Source organism: Pseudomonas sp. PIC25 (assembly GCF_002286785.1).
Lineage (GTDB): Bacteria > Pseudomonadota > Gammaproteobacteria > Pseudomonadales > Pseudomonadaceae > Pseudomonas_M.
Window position 1 is genome coordinate 41,193 of record NZ_MUJY01000082.1, and the last position, 15,190, is coordinate 56,382.

A 15,190-nucleotide genomic window follows, 5' to 3' on the forward strand; every position below is an offset into this window, starting at 1 on the left:
CGAGACCATAACACGACATCCGGCATCGTGCCGGAGTCCCGACGATTTTCATGCCGCCAGAAAGACCGAAGCCTCCCAGTTGGTGGACTGGGAGGCTTCGCGGCGGTAGCTGCCTTTACCTTTTTTCGGCTTTTCCTGGCGACAGCGGAAGAGGGGCTGGGCAACCAGGGACTTGGCCTTGTTCGGGCCGGGTCGGGATTTCTTGGCCATCTGTTTTCTCCTGAGGAAGCCTACCGGCTGGCAGGCGCGCGCATCATCGGGCCTTGTTCAAAAAATGTCCAGAGTTGGATGGGGCAGGTGACCGGCGAGTTTGGGCGAATGAATTCGTCCCACGGGCAGGGTGCCTTTGGAGCAAATTCATTCTCCCTGCGTTGAGATCACTCGGATGGCAACGGCAAACGCTGGCCGGCAACCAGCAAGGTCAGGCGGCCGAGGGCGTTCCACGGGTCGCCGGCCGCTTGGCCCTTGATCTGGGCATCGATGCGTTGGGCATCCATCAGCAACTGGTTCCAGCGGGCGCTGGAGTGGCGTTGCAGTGCCTTGGAAAGCAACGGCCGGCGCTTGTCCCAAACGGGCGGACGGGCTTGGCTGAAGGCTTTCTCCAACGGCACACCTTGGGCGTACTGCTGGGCGAGGCCGGCCAGCAGACGCAGTTCGCGGGCCAGGGCCCAGAGGATCACCGGGGTTTCTACGCCTTCCCCGCGCAGGCCATCGAGCATGCGCAGGGCATGGGCGGCTTCGCCGTTGAGAGCAGCATCGATCAGGCCGAAGACGTCGAAACGGGCGCTGTCGGCCACTGCGGCCTGCACCATGGCGGCGTCGATCTGGTTGCCTTCGGCGAGCAGCTTGAGCTTTTCGATTTCCTGCGCGGCGGCGAGCAGGTTGCCTTCCACCCGCGCGGCGATCAGATCCACCGCTTCCTGGTTGGCGGCGAGGCCGGCCTGGGACAGGCGTTGGCGAATCCACTGTGGCAACTGGTGGGCGTCGATCGGCCAGATCTGGATGAACTGCGCTTGCGGTCCGTCGATCAGGGCCTTGGCCCATTTGGTTTTCTGCGTGCTGCCATCCAGCTTCGGCAGGCTGATCAGCAGGAGGGTGTCTTCCGCCGGACGGGCGAGGTATTCGAGCAGGGCGGCAGCGCCCTTGTCGCCCGGCTTGCCGTTGGGAATGCGTAGCTCGATCAGGCGCTTCTCGGCGAACAGCGAGAGGCTGGCGCCGGCTTCGATCAACTGACCCCAGTCGAAGTTGTTCTCGACGTTGAATACCTGGCGCTCGCTGAACCCCTGGGCGCGGGTGGCAGCGCGGATCGCGTCGCAAGCTTCCTGGCAGAGCAGCGGCTCGTCGCCGCTGACCACGTAGACGGGCGCCAGGGAGCCCTGGAGGTGCTTGGCGAGCTGGGCGGGATTGAGCTTCATCGTGGCGGGAGCCGGTCGGGCCGCCGAGACGGCCCGGGCCGGTCACTGGACCGGCAATTGGATCGGCGATTGCTGGGGTTCGACCTGCCGTGCACGGCGTGCGGCTTCCAGCGCTTCGGCTTCGGCGGCTTGCTGCAACTGGTCGAGCTGGTCCGGGGTGATCCGTTGCAGTTTCATCACCAGTTGCTGCACCAGGTCGCGGCGCATCTCGTTGCGCAACTGGGCTTCTTCCTGATCGGAACCGATCAGGTTGTTTTCATCATGCACGTAGATGCTCTGTACTTCGGCGTTGTCGGCGAGCAGCAGCATGTTCTTCGCGCCACGGATTTCGAAGTCCAGCTTGTCGGTCAGTTCGTACTCGGCCGTACGTGCGCTGCCGGTGTAGCTGGCGGTGCGCTTGCCTTCGGTTTCGCGGATCAGCACCAGTTTATAGGCGGCGCCCGGATAGACTTTGACGTCGTTGCTTTCCAGTTGCTGGCGAAGCTGCTTGACGGTTTCGCCGTAGGCGTTGCGCGCCGAAACGTCCAGTTCGCGCAGGGCGAACTGGATATCGCCGGTACCGCGCAGCTGGAAGCCGCAGGCGCTCAGCAGGGCGGCGAGGCCGATCAGGATCAGATTCCGTTTCATCATCTTTTCATTTCCCCTTGGCGAGCGTCCCGCCGCACCACCCGTCGGCGTGCGGCGGACTGCATCAGTTCGCGACGATATTGACCAGCTTGCCCGGCACCACGATAACCTTGCGGATGGTCAGGCCTTCGGTGAAGCGCAGGACATTCTCGTTCTGCCGGGCGGCGCTTTCGATCTCTTCGCGGCTGGCGCTGGCCGGTACTTCGATGTGGCCGCGCAGCTTGCCGTTGACCTGCACCACCAGTTCCAGGCTGTCCTGCACCAGGGCGCCTTCGTCCACTTGCGGCCAGTCGGCGTCGATGATCGCGCCGCTCTTGCCCAGTTGTTCCCAGAGCGCGTGGCAGATGTGCGGTGTGATCGGTGCCAGCAGCAGGGCCACGGTTTCCAGGCCTTCCTGGAGCAGGGCACGGTCCTGGACTGTGTCGGACGGTGCCTTTTCCAGCACGTTCATCAGGGTCATCACTTGGGCGATGGCGGTGTTGAACTTGTGATGCTGGCCGACATCCTGGCTGGCCTGCTTGATGGCCAGGTGGATGGCGCGGCGAATGCCTTTCTGCTCGTCGCTCAGCGCGTTCTTGTCCAGCGTGCCCGGCAGACCCTGGCTGACGTGGGCATGGGCCAGACGCCAGACGCGACGGAGGAAGCGGCTGGCGCCCTCGACGCCGGAGTCGGACCACTCCAGGCTCATGTCCGGCGGCGAGGCGAACATCATGAACAGACGGCAGGTGTCGGCACCGTACGCATCGATCATCGCCTGCGGGTCGACGCCGTTGTTCTTCGATTTGGACATCTTCTCGGTGCCGCCGATTTCCACCGGCAGGCCGTCGCTCTTGAGTTTGGCGCCGATGACCTTGGCCTTGGCGTCGCGCTCGACTTCCACGTCGGCCGGGTTGAACCAGTCCTTGCCGCCGTTTTCCGCGGTGCGGTAGTAGGTCTCGGCGACCACCATGCCCTGGGTCAGCAGGTTCTTGAACGGCTCGTTGGAGTTGACCAGCCCTTCGTCGCGCATCAGCTTGTGGAAGAAGCGTGCGTAGAGCAGGTGCAGGATCGCGTGCTCGATACCGCCGATGTACTGGTCCACCGGCAACCAGTGGTTGGCCGCGGCCGGATCGACCATGCCTTTGTCGTAGGTCGGCGAGGCGTAGCGGGCGAAGTACCAGGACGATTCGACGAAGGTGTCCATGGTGTCGGTTTCGCGCTTGGCCGGCTGGCCGCATTTCGGGCAACTGCACTCGTAGAATTCGGGCATCTTCGCCAGCGGCGAGCCGGTGCCGTCCGGCACCACGTCTTCCGGCAGCACCACGGGGAGCTGGTCTTCCGGAACCGGTACGTCGCCGCAAGTGTCGCAATGGATGATCGGGATCGGGCAGCCCCAGTAGCGCTGGCGGCTGATGCCCCAGTCGCGCAGGCGGAACTGGGTACGCGCCTGGCCGAGGCCTTTCTTCTGCAGAGCCACTTCGATGGCATCGAAGGCGCCTTCGAAGTCCAGGCCGTCGAACTCGCCCGAGTTGATCAGTTGGCCGTGTTCGCCGTAGGCGTCCTGCCAGGGGGCCGGAGTGGTGTCGCCGGCACTGGTGCGGACCACCGGCTTGATCGGCAGGCCATACTTGCTGGCGAATTCGAAATCACGTTCGTCGTGGGCGGGCACGGCCATGACCGCGCCTTCGCCGTAGTTCATCAGCACGTAGTTGGCGACCCATACCGGCAGCAGCTCGCCGGTGAGCGGGTGCTGCACGCGCAAGGCGGTGGCCAAGCCTTTTTTCTCCTGGGTGGCAATGTCGGCTTCGGCGACGCCGCCGCGCTTGCATTCCTCGATGAAGGCTTGCAGCTCGGGGTTGTTCTTCGCTGCCAGGGTGGCCAACGGATGCTCGGCGGCCACTGCCACGTAGGTGGCGCCCATCAGGGTGTCGGGGCGGGTGGTGAAGACCTTCATCACCCCTTCGCTGCCGATGCTGGCGACGTCGTAGGGGAAGCTGATTTCCATGCCGCGCGACTTGCCGATCCAATTGCGCTGCATGGTCTTGACCTGTTCCGGCCAGCCGTCCAGCTCGTCCAGGCTTTCCAGCAGCTCATCCGCGTAGGCGGTGATCTTGAAGTAATACATCGGGATTTCGCGCTTTTCGATCAGCGCGCCCGAGCGCCAGCCGCGGCCGTCGATGACCTGCTCGTTGGCCAGCACGGTCTGGTCGACCGGGTCCCAGTTCACGGTGCCGTTCTTGCGGTAGATCACGCCTTTCTCGAACAGGCGGGTAAACAGCCACTGCTCCCAGCGGTAGTAGTCCGGCTTGCAGGTGGTGACTTCACGCGACCAGTCGATGGCCAGGCCCAGGCTCTTGAGCTGGGACTTCATGTAGTCGATGTTTTCGTAGGTCCATTTGGCCGGCGCCACCTTGTTCTTCATCGCGGCGTTTTCCGCCGGCATGCCGAACGCGTCCCAGCCCATCGGCTGCAGGACGTTCTTGCCCTGCATGCGCTGGTAGCGGGCGATCACGTCGCCGATGGTGTAGTTGCGCACGTGGCCCATATGCAGCTTGCCGCTGGGGTAGGGGAACATCGATAGGCAATAGAAGGTGTCCTTGCCCGGTTGTTCGCTCACTACAAAGGATTTCTGCTGGTCCCAGTGGGATTGCGCGGCGGCTTCGATTTCGCGGGGCTGATACTGTTCGTGCATGGCTACTGGCGCTGGAAAAAGGGGCTTACAGGAAACGCCGTAGCATACATGAGCGCGCGCTTCTGTTGATGGATTTTTGCCGCGCCGGGTCAGCCGGGCGGATCGTTCCGCCGCTTCGCCTGATTCGCCCGAGGCCGCGCGGGCCGCCGTTTGTCGCGACACGCGGCCGCTCGAAGGGACGGCGCTAAGCTTTCCCTATGGGCAGCGATCTGCCCGACACGAGGTGATGATGGGCGAGACGCGGCGGTTGGAGACAAGTGGGGGGCTGTACGAGCGTCTATTGCAACGTCTTGCCCTGGCGCTCGACGAAGCCGATACCGCTACTCGCCTGCACGAGCGGCCTCCTCAGGAACTGGAATTGCGCGGGCTGACCCCGGCGGAGTTGCAGTTGATCCGGGCCTATCTGGATCGGGATCTGAACTGGCTGCGCGGCTGGCACGCCGCCGCCGAGGAGTTGGCCCTGATCGAGCAGACGCCGGCGCGCCATGGCAAACCCGCCCGCAGTAACGGCAAGGCATCGGCAGCCCGGTCTCAGATGAAACTCAAACCCCTCATCAAGCGGCGCCAGCAGTTGTTCTGCGCCCTATGCGGCACGGCGGCCCACGTGCAGCGCGGCCAATGCGTGTGCGCCTGCATGACCTGCGGTTCGCAACTGTTCCGGGCCGGCCAGCCGAAGCGCATCGGTTAGTTTCCCGACGGGATAGCTCTGCTCCGGCACGTTCCCATGACGTGGGCTTGGCTTCGGGTTAGGCTTCGCGCACCCAGGAGGTGCCGATGCCGATCCGCTACATCATCAAACAGATCATCCTGCCGCCGGGCATTCTGCTGCTGTTATTGCTGCTCGCCTGGTGGCTGCGCCGGCGCGCACCGCGGCTGGCCGCGCTGTGTTTCGTGACCGGTTTTGGCGGGTTGTGGCTGATGAGTCTGCCGGCGGTGGTCGAGTGGGCTGCGCGTAGCCTCGAACGTGAACCGCCGCTGGCTGAAAGCGACTGGGCGGGGCTGGCGCAGCGCGCCGACGCCATCGTCATCCTCGGCGCCGGGCGCGAACGAGGCGATCCGGCCTGGGGCGAAGACCAACCAGGAATCATGGCGATGGAGCGCCTGCGCTATGCGTCGCGACTGGCCAGGGCCAGCGGGTTGCCGATCCTGGTGACCGGCGGTCTGCATTACGGCACGCCACCCAGCGAGGCGGCGATCATGGCCGACAGCCTGTCGCGCGATTACGGGATCGAGGTGCGCTGGCGCGAAGAGCGAAGCCGCACGACCTGGGAGAACGCCACGGAATCGGCGCCCATTCTGAAGGCGGACGGTGTCACCCGCATCGTCCTGGTGACCCAGGCCGCGCACATGCCCCGTTCACGCTGGAGTTTCGAGCGACAGGGTTTCGAGGTGATTACCGCGCCTATCGGCTTCCTCGGCGTGCCCAACGCCCGTCCGCTGGGCGGCTGGTTGCCGGAGAGCAAGGCCGTCTGGCAGAACGGCATGCTGCTCAATGAGGCCGTGGGGCAACTGGTCTATCCGCTGTTCTATTAGCCAGGAGCCCGCCCGACATTCGCCTTGCTTGCCGCTGCGGTTAGACCATCTTGGCCATGCGGTTGGCCAGCAGCGCCCAGCCGAACAGCAGGCCGCAGAGGACGATCAGTGGCCAGGCACGCCAGCGGAGATAGGGGGTTAGTCCTTCGCGTGGTTCCACCTCGCCGTAGAGGGTGGCGCGCTTGAACTGCGGCAGCTCCTCGCGGATCGCGCCGAACGGGTCGATCAGCACGGTGACGCCATTGTTGGTGGCGCGGATCATCCAGCGTCCGGCTTCCAGCGCCCGCATCTGCGCCATCTGCAAGTGTTGCAGCGGGCCGATGGAGGTGCCGAACCAGGCGTCGTTGCTGATGGTCAGCAGCAGCTGGCTTTGCGCCGCCAGGCCCGCGGCGAATTCCGGGTAGACCACTTCGTAGCAGATGTAGGGTGCGATCTTGTAGCCCTTGGCCTCCAGCAGCGGCTGTTCGGATGAGCCACGGGCGAAGTCGGACATGGGCAGGTCGAAGAAGGCGATCAGCCCGCGCAGCACTTCCTGCAGCGGTACGTACTCACCGAAGGGCACCAGCTTCTGCTTGAGGTAGGTGCCTTCGCCTTCGCCGACCACGACGATGCCGTTGTAGTAGCGCTTCTGGCCGCGCTCGTTGTCCTGGCGGATCGGCACGCCGGTAATCAGCGCCGATTTGCGGTCTTCGGCGAAGCGGCCCATCACGGTCAGATAGCCTTCGGCGAACTCCTTGAGGATGGGCACGGCGGTTTCCGGCCAGATAATCAGGTCGGCTTGCTGCGACGTGAAGCTCATGTCGCGATACAGGTTGAGCTGGGCGTGCAGCTGCTCTGGATCCCACTTCATGTTCTGGGCGATATTGCCCTGCATGGCCGCCACTTTCAGTGGTGCACCGGCCGCGGTGGTCCAGGCATGGCCCTTGAGGGCCTGGCCGGCGACCCAGGGCGTGGCCAGCAGGACGAGGCCCATGGCGAAGAACAGCGGGCGCACCCGCATCCGTCGCAGGTTGGCCAGCAGGACGGCGCTCAGCGCCAGACAGAAGGACAGCAGCCAGACACCGCCGACCGGCGCCAACCCGGCCAGCGGGCCTTCCAGTTGGCTGTAGCCGGCGTAGAGCCAGGGAAAGCCGGTGAGGAACCAGCCGCGGAACGCTTCCTGGGCCACCCAGAGCGCGGCGAAGGCCAAGGCATCGGCCAGGGGCGCTTCATCGCGGCGCAGCCAGCGCGCCCAGAGCCAGGCGGGCAGGGCGAAGAACAGGCCGAGACCAGCGACGAAGCCGAAGGTGAGGAAGGCCGCCAGCGGGGCCGAGGCCGAACCGTAGTCGTGAATGCTGACGTAGACCCAGCTGGTGCCAGCGACGAACAGGCCGAAGCCGTAGCACCAGCCACGCAGCAAGGCCGCCTTGGGCGAGAGGGCACGTAGCCCCAGGTAGAACAGGGCGATGGACAGCAGCTCCACCGGCCACAGGTTGAAAGGAGAGAGCGCCAGCGGCGTCAGCGCCCCGGCAGCGAGCGCCAGCAGATGGCCCGGCCAACCCGGGCGCTTGATCCAGTTCATGCACATTCCTTGCGTAAAAGGGTCGTCGTGCCCGCGTACTGCACCGTGAATCCGGTGTCTTGCTCTGGTCCGGCCGCCGCACTCGACGGCCGTGGCTCACTGGGCCAGGGGTGACAGGCGCAGCAGGTGAATGCGGCGGCTGTCGGCGTTCAGCACCCGGAAGCGGAATTCGCCGATCTCGGTGACTTCGTTGCGCTTCGGCAGATGGCCGAATGCGCTCATCACCAGCCCGCCGACGGTATCGTATTCCTCGTCGGAGAACTCGCTGTCGAAGAACTCGTTGAAGCTATCGATCGGCGTCAGTGCCTTGATCAAAAAGTCGCCGCTGGGCAGCGGCTTGATGTAGCTGTCTTCCTCGACATCGTGCTCGTCCTCGATGTCGCCGACGATCTGTTCCAGCACGTCCTCGATGGTCACCAGGCCGGCCACGCCGCCGTACTCGTCGATGACGATGGCCATGTGGTTGCGGTTGGCGCGAAATTCCTTGAGCAGGACGTTGAGCCGCTTGGACTCCGGCACGAAGGTGGCCGGGCGCAGCAGGTCGCGGATGTTGAAGCTCTGCGCGTCGCCCTGGAGGATCAGCGGCAGCAGGTCCTTGGCCAGCAGCACGCCCATCACGTCGTCAAGGCTTTCGCCGACGACCGGGTAGCGCGAATGCGCGGCCTCGATGACGGCGGGGAGGAATTCCTTGGGTGTCTGCGTCGATTTGATGCTGATCATCTGCGAGCGCGGGACCATGATGTCGCGTACTTGCAGGTCGGCCACCTGGATGGCGCCTTCGACGATGGACAGCGCTTCGCTGTCGAGGAGTTTGTTCTGATGGGCTTCGCGCAGTAGCTCAAGGAGCTCCTGGCGGTTTCTCGGCTCATGGGTAAAAGCCTGGGTGAGTTTGTCCAGCCAGGACTTTTGCCCGTTGCTCGATCGATCTTCGCTCATGGTTTCCTGCTCATGGTTCCGGGGAGCACCGGTTATTCGTCATCTGCATAGGGATCGGGGTAGCCCAGTTCAGCGAGCAATTCCCGTTCCAGCGCTTCCATCTCCTCGGCTTCCTCATCCTCGATGTGGTCGTAGCCGAGCAGATGCAGGCAGCCGTGGATAACCAAGTGGGCCCAATGGGCCTCCGCCGTCTTGCCCTGTTCCGCTGCCTCCCGCTCCACCACCGGCACGCAGATCACCAGATCGCCGAGCAGGGGGATGTCCAGCATTTCGTCGGGCACGTCGGCCGGGAACGACAGTACGTTGGTGGCATAGTCCTTGTGCCGCCAGGTGCGGTTCAGTTCGCGGCCTTCGGCTTCGTCGACCAGGCGGATAGTCAGTTCGGACGGTGCCGAACGCTGGCGCAGGGCCAGTTCGCACCACTTGCGGAAATGGGCCTCGTCGGGAATGGGGGCTTCGGTGGCGACCTGCAGGTCGAGTTCAAGCATCGCTGTCGTCGTCCTTGGCCTGCCGGCGCGCGGCGGCTCGTGCTTCGGCGGCCTTGCCCTGGGCGTCGTCGAAGCGCTCGTAGGCCTCGACGATGCGCTGCACCAAGGGGTGGCGCACCACATCCTTGGGCTTGAAGTGAGTGAAGCTGATGCCCGGCACGTCGCGCAGCACGTCGATCACGTGCAGCAGGCCCGAGCGGGTGCCGCGCGGCAGGTCGACCTGGGTAGTGTCACCGGTGATCACGGCAGTGGAGCCGAAGCCAATGCGGGTGAGGAACATCTTCATCTGTTCGAGCGTGGTGTTCTGGCTTTCGTCGAGGATGATGAAGCTGTTGTTCAGGGTACGACCGCGCATGTAGGCCAGCGGCGCGACCTCGATCACTTGCTTCTCGATCAGCTTGGCAACGGTCTCGAAGCCGAGCATTTCGTAGAGGGCGTCGTACAGCGGGCGCAGGTAAGGGTCGATCTTCTGCGCCAGGTCGCCGGGCAGGAAGCCGAGCTTCTCGCCGGCCTCGACAGCCGGACGCACCAGCAGGATGCGGCGTACCTGCTCGCGCTCCAGCGCGTCCACCGCGCAGGCCACGGCCAGGTAGGTCTTGCCGGTGCCGGCCGGGCCGATACCGAAGTTGATGTCGTGGTCGAGGATAGCCTTGACGTAGCGCTGCTGGTTGGCGCCGCGCGGACGGATCATGCCCTTGCGTGTGCGCAGCGTGACGCTGGCTTCGCCTTTCTCGCCGCCAAGTTCTTCCATGGCGGATTCCTGGAGGAACAGGTGAACCATGTCCGGCGACAGCTCGGTACCGTTGGTCTCACGGTAGAGCCGGCGCAGGAGGTGCTCGGCGGATTGGGTGTGCTTGGGGTCGCCGACCAATTCGAACTGGTTGCCGCGGTTGCGGATTTCGATGTCCAGGCGTTGTTCGATCAGGCGCAGGTGCTCGTCGAATTGCCCGCAGAGGTTGGCGAAGCGGCGAGCCTCGAAGGGTTCGAGGACGAAACGATGCGGTTCTATGGGTGCGTTCAATGTCGTGTGTCAGCCGCCGTACGGCAGGGGAAGATAGGGCAAGGATAACGCTCGGATGGGCAGGCGTGAAGTAAACCCTTGGCCGCAGGCCCGGCGGGGCCTGCGGCCAAGGTGCCGTTAACCCGGCAGACTGCCGCGCAGCGAGTGGGGCAGGGCGTCATCGATGTGCACGTCCACGAACTGGCCGATCAGGCGTGGATTGTCGCTGCGGAAGTTGACGATACGGTTGTTCTCGGTGCGCCCCTGGAGCATGCCGGGGTCTTTCTTCGAGTAGTCGCTGACCAGGATGCGCTGAATGGTGCCGACCATCCGTCGGCTGATCTCGAAGCCTTGCTGGTTGATGCGGTTCTGCAGGATCGCCAAGCGCTGCTTCTTCACCTCTTCCGGGGTGTCGTCGACCAGATCGGCCGCCGGTGTACCGGGGCGAGCGCTGTAGACGAAGGAGTAGGAGAAGTCGAAGCCGACGTCCTCGATCAGTTTCATGGTCTGCTCGAAGTCCTTGTCCGTCTCGCCGGGGAAGCCGACGATGAAGTCCGAACTGATGCTGATGTCCGGCACCGCGGCCTTCAGCTTGCGGATGCGCGACTTGTATTCCAGCGCCGTGTGGTTGCGCTTCATCGCCGCCAGTACGCGGTCGGAGCCCGACTGCACTGGCAGGTGGAGGAATTTGACCAGCTCCGGAATGTCCGCGTGGGCCTGGATCAGCGCGTCGGAAAACTCCAACGGATGCGAGGTGGTGTAACGGATGCGGTCGATACCGTCGATCGCGGCCACCAAGTAGAGCAGTTCGGCGAAGTCGGCGATACGCCCGTCGCGGGTGTCGCCGCGGTAGCCGTTGACGTTCTGGCCGAGCAGGGTCACTTCACGCACGCCGTTCTCGGCCAGGTGGATGATTTCGCTCAGCACGTCGTCCAGCGGACGGCTGACTTCCTCGCCGCGAGTGTAGGGCACTACGCAGAAGGTGCAGTACTTGCTGCAGCCTTCCATCACCGAGACGAAGGCGCTGGGCCCGTCTACCCGGGGTTCGGGCAGGCGGTCGAATTTTTCGATCTCGGGGAAGGAAATATCCACCTGCGGCTTGCGGGTGGTGCGGGCGGCATCGATCATTTCCGGCAGACGGTGCAGGGTCTGCGGGCCGAACACCACATCGACGTAAGGCGCGCGGTCGCGGATGGCGGCGCCTTCCTGGCTGGCCACGCAGCCGCCGACGCCGATCACCAGTTGCGGATTCTGCTGCTTCAGCTCGCGCCAGCGGCCGAGCTGCGAAAAGACCTTTTCCTGGGCTTTTTCGCGAATCGAGCAGGTATTGAGCAGGATGACGTCGGCTTCTTCCGGTCGCTCGGTCAGCTCCAGGGCTTGGTGTTCGCCCAGCAGGTCGGCCATGCGCGAGCTGTCGTACTCGTTCATCTGGCAGCCGTGGGTTTCGATGAAAAGCTTCTTGGCCATGCGCATTCGTCAGGGGAAATCGAAGAACCGCGCATTATAGAAGGCAACCAAGCTACAAGCGAGAGGCGATGTGCGTGGGTGGTCGCTTCCGGGGGACGCGATTCCATGCTGTGCCGCTTGCCGCTTGCCCCGTGTGCTATGCTTCGCGCCCTTTCCATTCCCATCCGTTGTCTATCCTTCGCCCATGAGCAAGCGTGAAACCCCGATCTACAAGGTGATCTTCCTCAACCAAGGTCAGGTGTACGAGATGTATGCCAAGCAGATCTATCAGAGCGATCTGTGGGGCTTTCTGGAGGTGGAGGAGTTCGTCTTCGGCGAGCGCACCCAGGTCGTGGTCGATCCCAGCGAAGAGAAGCTCAAGGCCCAGTTCGAGGGCGTGGTGCGCAGCTTCGTGCCGATGCACGCGATCATCCGCATCGACGAGGTGGAGCGCCTGGGTACGCCGAAGATCAGCGAGGCCAAGGGCGGCGGCAACGTGATGCCGTTCCCCATGCCGATGCCGGAAAAGTAGCGGCCGGGCTCAACCCTTCGGGGGCAATCCCATGCGCCGCCGGGCGCGGTGTACCGAACCATTGCAGACCGCCCAGCGCAGCAAGGGCGCGCTGCGCTGCACGCCGGCGCGAATCCAGCGTCGGCGATTCTCACCGAGTGGTAGTTCCAGCATCTCCGCGGCCCACTCGGGCAGCAGGTCGATCCCGGCCTGCATCATCAGGGCGCCGAACGGTTTGACCAGCAGGTTGGGTGCCGGCGCCTCGAGCAGAATCCTCACGATTTCCCGGGTCCGCTCGTCGCAGAGCAACTGCGGACGCATGGATTCCAGGTAATCGGCGACTGCCTGCCGCGAACGTGGTATGTCGCGAGCACCAAGTCGCTCCGCAATCAGTGCCGTTTCGGCGAAATAGCGGTCTTGCTCCTCTCCGGAGAGATTCGGGTTGAGGTAGCGCAGGTGGGATTTCAGGAAGCTGCTGACTTCGGCGACATGCACCCAAGTCAGTAGGTCGGGGGCGCTGGCGGAATAGGGCCGTCCGTCCGGGGCGACGCCAGTGACGCTTTCATGAATACGCCGGACCCGCGCGATCAGGCGTTCGGCATCGGCGCGACAGCCGTAGGTGGTGCCTGAGATGAACTGGCCGGTGCGGCGCAGGCGGCCAAGCATGTCCTCGCGGAAGTTGGAGTGGTCCCAGACGCCCGCCAGTGCCAGCGGGTGCAAGGCTTGCAGAAGCAGGGCGGAGATTCCGCCGACCAGCAATCCGGGGCAGTGAACTCCCGGATTGCGCTGGCGCTTATTCGGACTACGGCGGATTCATCCGCGCGTGATGGGGCTCGGTATGGCCCCATCGCGAATGAATTCGCTCCTACAGGATTGCCCCCTGTCAGCGGTTGAAGCGGTTGGCGATCAGGTCATCGACCACTGAGGGATCGGCCAGGGTCGAGGTGTCGCCCAGGGTATCCAGCTCATTGCAGGCGATCTTGCGCAGAATGCGGCGCATGATCTTGCCGGAGCGGGTCTTCGGCAGGCCGGGCGCCCACTGCAGGAAGTCCGGCTTGGCGAAGCTGCCGATTTCCTTGCCGACCAGGGCCAGCAGTTCCTTCTTCAGCTCCTCGCTGGCTTCGCAGCCGCTCATGAGGGTGACGAAGGCGTAAATGCACTGTCCCTTCACATCGTGCGGGCAGCCCACCACCGCAGCCTCGGCGACGGCATCGTGGAGCACCAGTGCGCTTTCCACCTCGGCGGTGCCGATACGGTGGCCGGAGACATTGATCACGTCATCCACGCGGCCGGTGATCCAGTAGTAGCCGTCCTCGTCGCGACGGGCGCCGTCGCCGGTGAAGTAATAGCCGGGGTAGGGCTTGAAGTAGGTGTCCACCATGCGCTGGTGATCGCCATAGACGCTGCGGATCTGGCTCGGCCAACTGGCCTTGATCGCCAGCACGCCGGAACCGGGGCCTTCGATCTCCTGGCCCTTCTCATCGAGAAGCACTGGCTGCACGCCGAAGAACGGGCGGGTCGCCGAACCCGGCTTGAGGTCGGTGGCACCCGGCAGCGGGGTGATCATGATCGCGCCGGTTTCGGTTTGCCACCAAGTGTCCACGATAGGACAGCGGCTCTCACCGACCACGTGGTAATACCACTCCCAGGCTTCCGGGTTGATCGGTTCACCGACTGAGCCGAGCAGGCGCAGGCTGGCGCGCGAGGTCTTTTCCACCGGGCCGGCGCCTTCGCGCATCAGGGCGCGCAGGGCGGTGGGGGCGGTGTAGAAGATGTTGACCTGATGCTTGTCGATTACCTGCCAGAAGCGCGAGGTGTCCGGGTAGTTCGGCACACCCTCGAAGATCAGCGTAGTCGCACCGTTGGCCAGCGGGCCGTAGACGATATAGCTGTGCCCGGTGACCCAGCCGACGTCGGCGGTGCACCAGTAAATGTCCCCGTCGTGGTAGTCGAAGACGTACTTGTGGGTCATGGCGGCGCTGAGCAGGTAGCCGCCGGTGGTGTGCAGCACGCCTTTGGGCTTCCCGGTACTGCCGGAGGTGTAGAGGATGAACATCGGATCTTCCGCATCCATCGGCTCCGGCGGGCACTCGGTGCTCGCGCTGTGCAAGGCTTCGTGATACCAGAGATCGCGGCCTTCGACCCAGTCGATCTTGCCCTGAGTGCGCTCGACCACCACCACGGTGGAGACGTCCGGGCAACTCTGCAGGGCCTTGTCGACGTTCTGCTTGAGCGGGATGTATTTGCTGCCGCGCACGCCTTCGTCGGCGGTGATCACGGTGCGGCAGTCGGCATCGAGAATGCGGTCGCGCAGCGCATCCGGCGAGAAGCCGCCGAACACCACCGAGTGGATGGCGCCGATGCGGGTGCAGGCGAGCATGGCGTAGGCGGCTTCCGGAATCATCGGCATGTAGATGCACACCCGGTCGCCTTTCTTCACCCCACGGCTCTTCAGCACGTTGGCCAGGCGGCAGACGTGGCTGTGCAGCTTGCGGTAGGTGATCTGCGCGGATTCGGCGGGATTGTCGCCTTCCCAGATGATGGCGATCTGTTCGCCGCGCTTTTCCAGGTGGCGGTCGATGCAGTTGTAACTGACGTTGAGCTGGCCGCCCTTGAACCAACTGGCCTGGCCTTGTTCCAGGTTACTTTCATGCACGCTGTCCCAGGGCTTGAACCAGTCGAGGAAGACCTTGGCCTGCTCGCCCCAGAAGGCATCGGGTTGTTCGACGGATTGCCGGTACAGGCGCTGGTAGGCGTCGTTGTCCAGGTGGGCACGCTTGCGCACTGCATCGGCGACCGGGTGGGTGCTGATCTCGAACATGGCGGTTCCTTGTTTTTGTCCGTCCGCGGTGAGCCTAAGGGTGCACCCAGGCAGCCGCCGGGTTCAACCCCTGGCGAATGGCCCGGAGCCCGAAAACAGGTGGATGTCACACAGGCTTTGACAACTGCCGCGGCCGTTGTTCGGGAGGTGGGAAGCCGCATTCCAGAGCGGCTGGAGAAGG

General features: G+C 64.3%; 13 protein-coding genes and 1 pseudogene. 3 read left to right on the top strand and 11 right to left on the bottom strand.

Annotation, left to right across the window (positions count from 1 at the left end):
• Positions 1 to 48 precede the first annotated feature (48 nt).
• The 4 genes from arfA to leuS all read right to left on the bottom strand — a co-directional run bounded on the left by arfA (position 49) and on the right by leuS (position 4,713).
• Positions 49 to 210, bottom strand: coding sequence for an alternative ribosome rescue factor ArfA (arfA, locus tag BZL41_RS10090; protein WP_084335389.1), 162 nt, complete (start codon positions 208 to 210; stop codon positions 49 to 51).
• A gap of 167 nt (positions 211 to 377) precedes the next feature.
• A complete protein-coding gene (holA, locus tag BZL41_RS10095) occupies positions 378 to 1,415 on the bottom strand; it encodes a DNA polymerase III subunit delta (RefSeq protein WP_095599169.1) in 1,038 nt (345 codons plus the stop codon).
• Positions 1,416 to 1,457: 42 nt separating this feature from the next.
• The gene (gene lptE, locus BZL41_RS10100; RefSeq protein WP_095599170.1) at positions 1,458 to 2,045 is read right to left on the bottom strand and encodes an LPS assembly lipoprotein LptE; all 588 of its coding nucleotides are present in this window, start codon (positions 2,043 to 2,045) and stop codon (positions 1,458 to 1,460) included.
• Positions 2,046 to 2,106: 61 nt separating this feature from the next.
• A complete protein-coding gene (gene leuS, locus BZL41_RS10105) occupies positions 2,107 to 4,713 on the bottom strand; it encodes a leucine--tRNA ligase (RefSeq protein WP_095599171.1) in 2,607 nt (868 codons plus the stop codon).
• 229 nt (positions 4,714 to 4,942) lie between these two features.
• On the opposite strand from leuS, the gene BZL41_RS10110 reads away from it, so the two are divergent.
• Together BZL41_RS10110 and BZL41_RS10115 are read left to right on the top strand one after the other, a co-directional pair.
• On the top strand, positions 4,943 to 5,401 hold the full coding sequence (locus BZL41_RS10110; protein ID WP_095599172.1) for a hypothetical protein: 459 nt from the start codon (positions 4,943 to 4,945) through the stop codon (positions 5,399 to 5,401).
• Between the two features lie 86 nt (positions 5,402 to 5,487).
• Positions 5,488 to 6,246, top strand: coding sequence for a YdcF family protein (locus BZL41_RS10115; RefSeq protein WP_095599173.1), 759 nt, complete (start codon positions 5,488 to 5,490; stop codon positions 6,244 to 6,246).
• A gap of 40 nt (positions 6,247 to 6,286) precedes the next feature.
• On the opposite strand, the gene lnt is transcribed toward BZL41_RS10115, so the two are convergent.
• The 5 genes from lnt to miaB all read right to left on the bottom strand — a co-directional run bounded on the left by lnt (position 6,287) and on the right by miaB (position 11,698).
• Complete coding sequence (gene lnt / locus BZL41_RS10120) at positions 6,287 to 7,807, bottom strand: apolipoprotein N-acyltransferase (RefSeq protein WP_095599174.1); 1,521 nt, start codon at positions 7,805 to 7,807, stop codon at positions 6,287 to 6,289.
• Positions 7,808 to 7,903: 96 nt separating this feature from the next.
• Positions 7,904 to 8,743 carry an HlyC/CorC family transporter gene (locus BZL41_RS10125; RefSeq protein ID WP_095599175.1) on the bottom strand — a complete coding sequence of 280 codons (840 nt, stop codon included), beginning with the start codon at positions 8,741 to 8,743 and terminating at the stop codon, positions 7,904 to 7,906.
• A gap of 32 nt (positions 8,744 to 8,775) precedes the next feature.
• The gene (gene ybeY, locus BZL41_RS10130) at positions 8,776 to 9,231 is read right to left on the bottom strand and encodes an rRNA maturation RNase YbeY (protein WP_095599176.1); all 456 of its coding nucleotides are present in this window, start codon (positions 9,229 to 9,231) and stop codon (positions 8,776 to 8,778) included.
• Positions 9,224 to 10,252 carry a PhoH family protein gene (locus tag BZL41_RS10135; RefSeq protein WP_095599177.1) on the bottom strand — a complete coding sequence of 343 codons (1,029 nt, stop codon included), beginning with the start codon at positions 10,250 to 10,252 and terminating at the stop codon, positions 9,224 to 9,226. The genes ybeY and BZL41_RS10135 overlap by 8 nt, the downstream gene beginning before the upstream one ends.
• Before the next feature lie 117 nt (positions 10,253 to 10,369).
• Positions 10,370 to 11,698, bottom strand: coding sequence for a tRNA (N6-isopentenyl adenosine(37)-C2)-methylthiotransferase MiaB (miaB, locus tag BZL41_RS10140; protein ID WP_095599178.1), 1,329 nt, complete (start codon positions 11,696 to 11,698; stop codon positions 10,370 to 10,372).
• A gap of 184 nt (positions 11,699 to 11,882) precedes the next feature.
• On the opposite strand from miaB, the gene BZL41_RS10145 reads away from it, so the two are divergent.
• Positions 11,883 to 12,209 carry a DUF1820 family protein gene (locus tag BZL41_RS10145; RefSeq protein ID WP_084335400.1) on the top strand — a complete coding sequence of 109 codons (327 nt, stop codon included), beginning with the start codon at positions 11,883 to 11,885 and terminating at the stop codon, positions 12,207 to 12,209.
• Positions 12,210 to 12,218: 9 nt separating this feature from the next.
• Here BZL41_RS10145 and BZL41_RS10150 read toward each other — a convergent pair.
• Together BZL41_RS10150 and acs are read right to left on the bottom strand one after the other, a co-directional pair.
• Positions 12,219 to 12,947, bottom strand: a pseudogene (locus tag BZL41_RS10150) (oxygenase MpaB family protein); the annotation flags it as partial.
• Between the two features lie 124 nt (positions 12,948 to 13,071).
• On the bottom strand, positions 13,072 to 15,009 hold the full coding sequence (gene acs, locus BZL41_RS10155; RefSeq protein ID WP_095599180.1) for an acetate--CoA ligase: 1,938 nt from the start codon (positions 15,007 to 15,009) through the stop codon (positions 13,072 to 13,074).
• Positions 15,010 to 15,190 lie beyond the last annotated feature (181 nt).

What these genes read in the sequence shown, in the direction of transcription:
- BZL41_RS10115 (WP_095599173.1), top strand. Translation starts at nt 5,488, where the DNA reads ATGCCGATCCGCTACATCATCAAACAGATCATCCTGCCGCCGGGCATT.
- BZL41_RS10125 (WP_095599175.1), bottom strand. Translation starts at nt 8,743, where the DNA reads ATGAGCGAAGATCGATCGAGCAACGGGCAAAAGTCCTGGCTGGACAAA.
- miaB (WP_095599178.1), bottom strand. Translation starts at nt 11,698, where the DNA reads ATGGCCAAGAAGCTTTTCATCGAAACCCACGGCTGCCAGATGAACGAG.
- BZL41_RS10145 (WP_084335400.1), top strand. Translation starts at nt 11,883, where the DNA reads ATGAGCAAGCGTGAAACCCCGATCTACAAGGTGATCTTCCTCAACCAA.
- BZL41_RS10110 (WP_095599172.1), top strand. Translation starts at nt 4,943, where the DNA reads ATGGGCGAGACGCGGCGGTTGGAGACAAGTGGGGGGCTGTACGAGCGT.
- leuS (WP_095599171.1), bottom strand. Translation starts at nt 4,713, where the DNA reads ATGCACGAACAGTATCAGCCCCGCGAAATCGAAGCCGCCGCGCAATCC.
- acs (WP_095599180.1), bottom strand. Translation starts at nt 15,009, where the DNA reads ATGTTCGAGATCAGCACCCACCCGGTCGCCGATGCAGTGCGCAAGCGT.
- ybeY (WP_095599176.1), bottom strand. Translation starts at nt 9,231, where the DNA reads ATGCTTGAACTCGACCTGCAGGTCGCCACCGAAGCCCCCATTCCCGAC.
- holA (WP_095599169.1), bottom strand. Translation starts at nt 1,415, where the DNA reads ATGAAGCTCAATCCCGCCCAGCTCGCCAAGCACCTCCAGGGCTCCCTG.
- arfA (WP_084335389.1), bottom strand. Translation starts at nt 210, where the DNA reads ATGGCCAAGAAATCCCGACCCGGCCCGAACAAGGCCAAGTCCCTGGTT.
- lptE (WP_095599170.1), bottom strand. Translation starts at nt 2,045, where the DNA reads ATGATGAAACGGAATCTGATCCTGATCGGCCTCGCCGCCCTGCTGAGC.
- lnt (WP_095599174.1), bottom strand. Translation starts at nt 7,807, where the DNA reads ATGAACTGGATCAAGCGCCCGGGTTGGCCGGGCCATCTGCTGGCGCTC.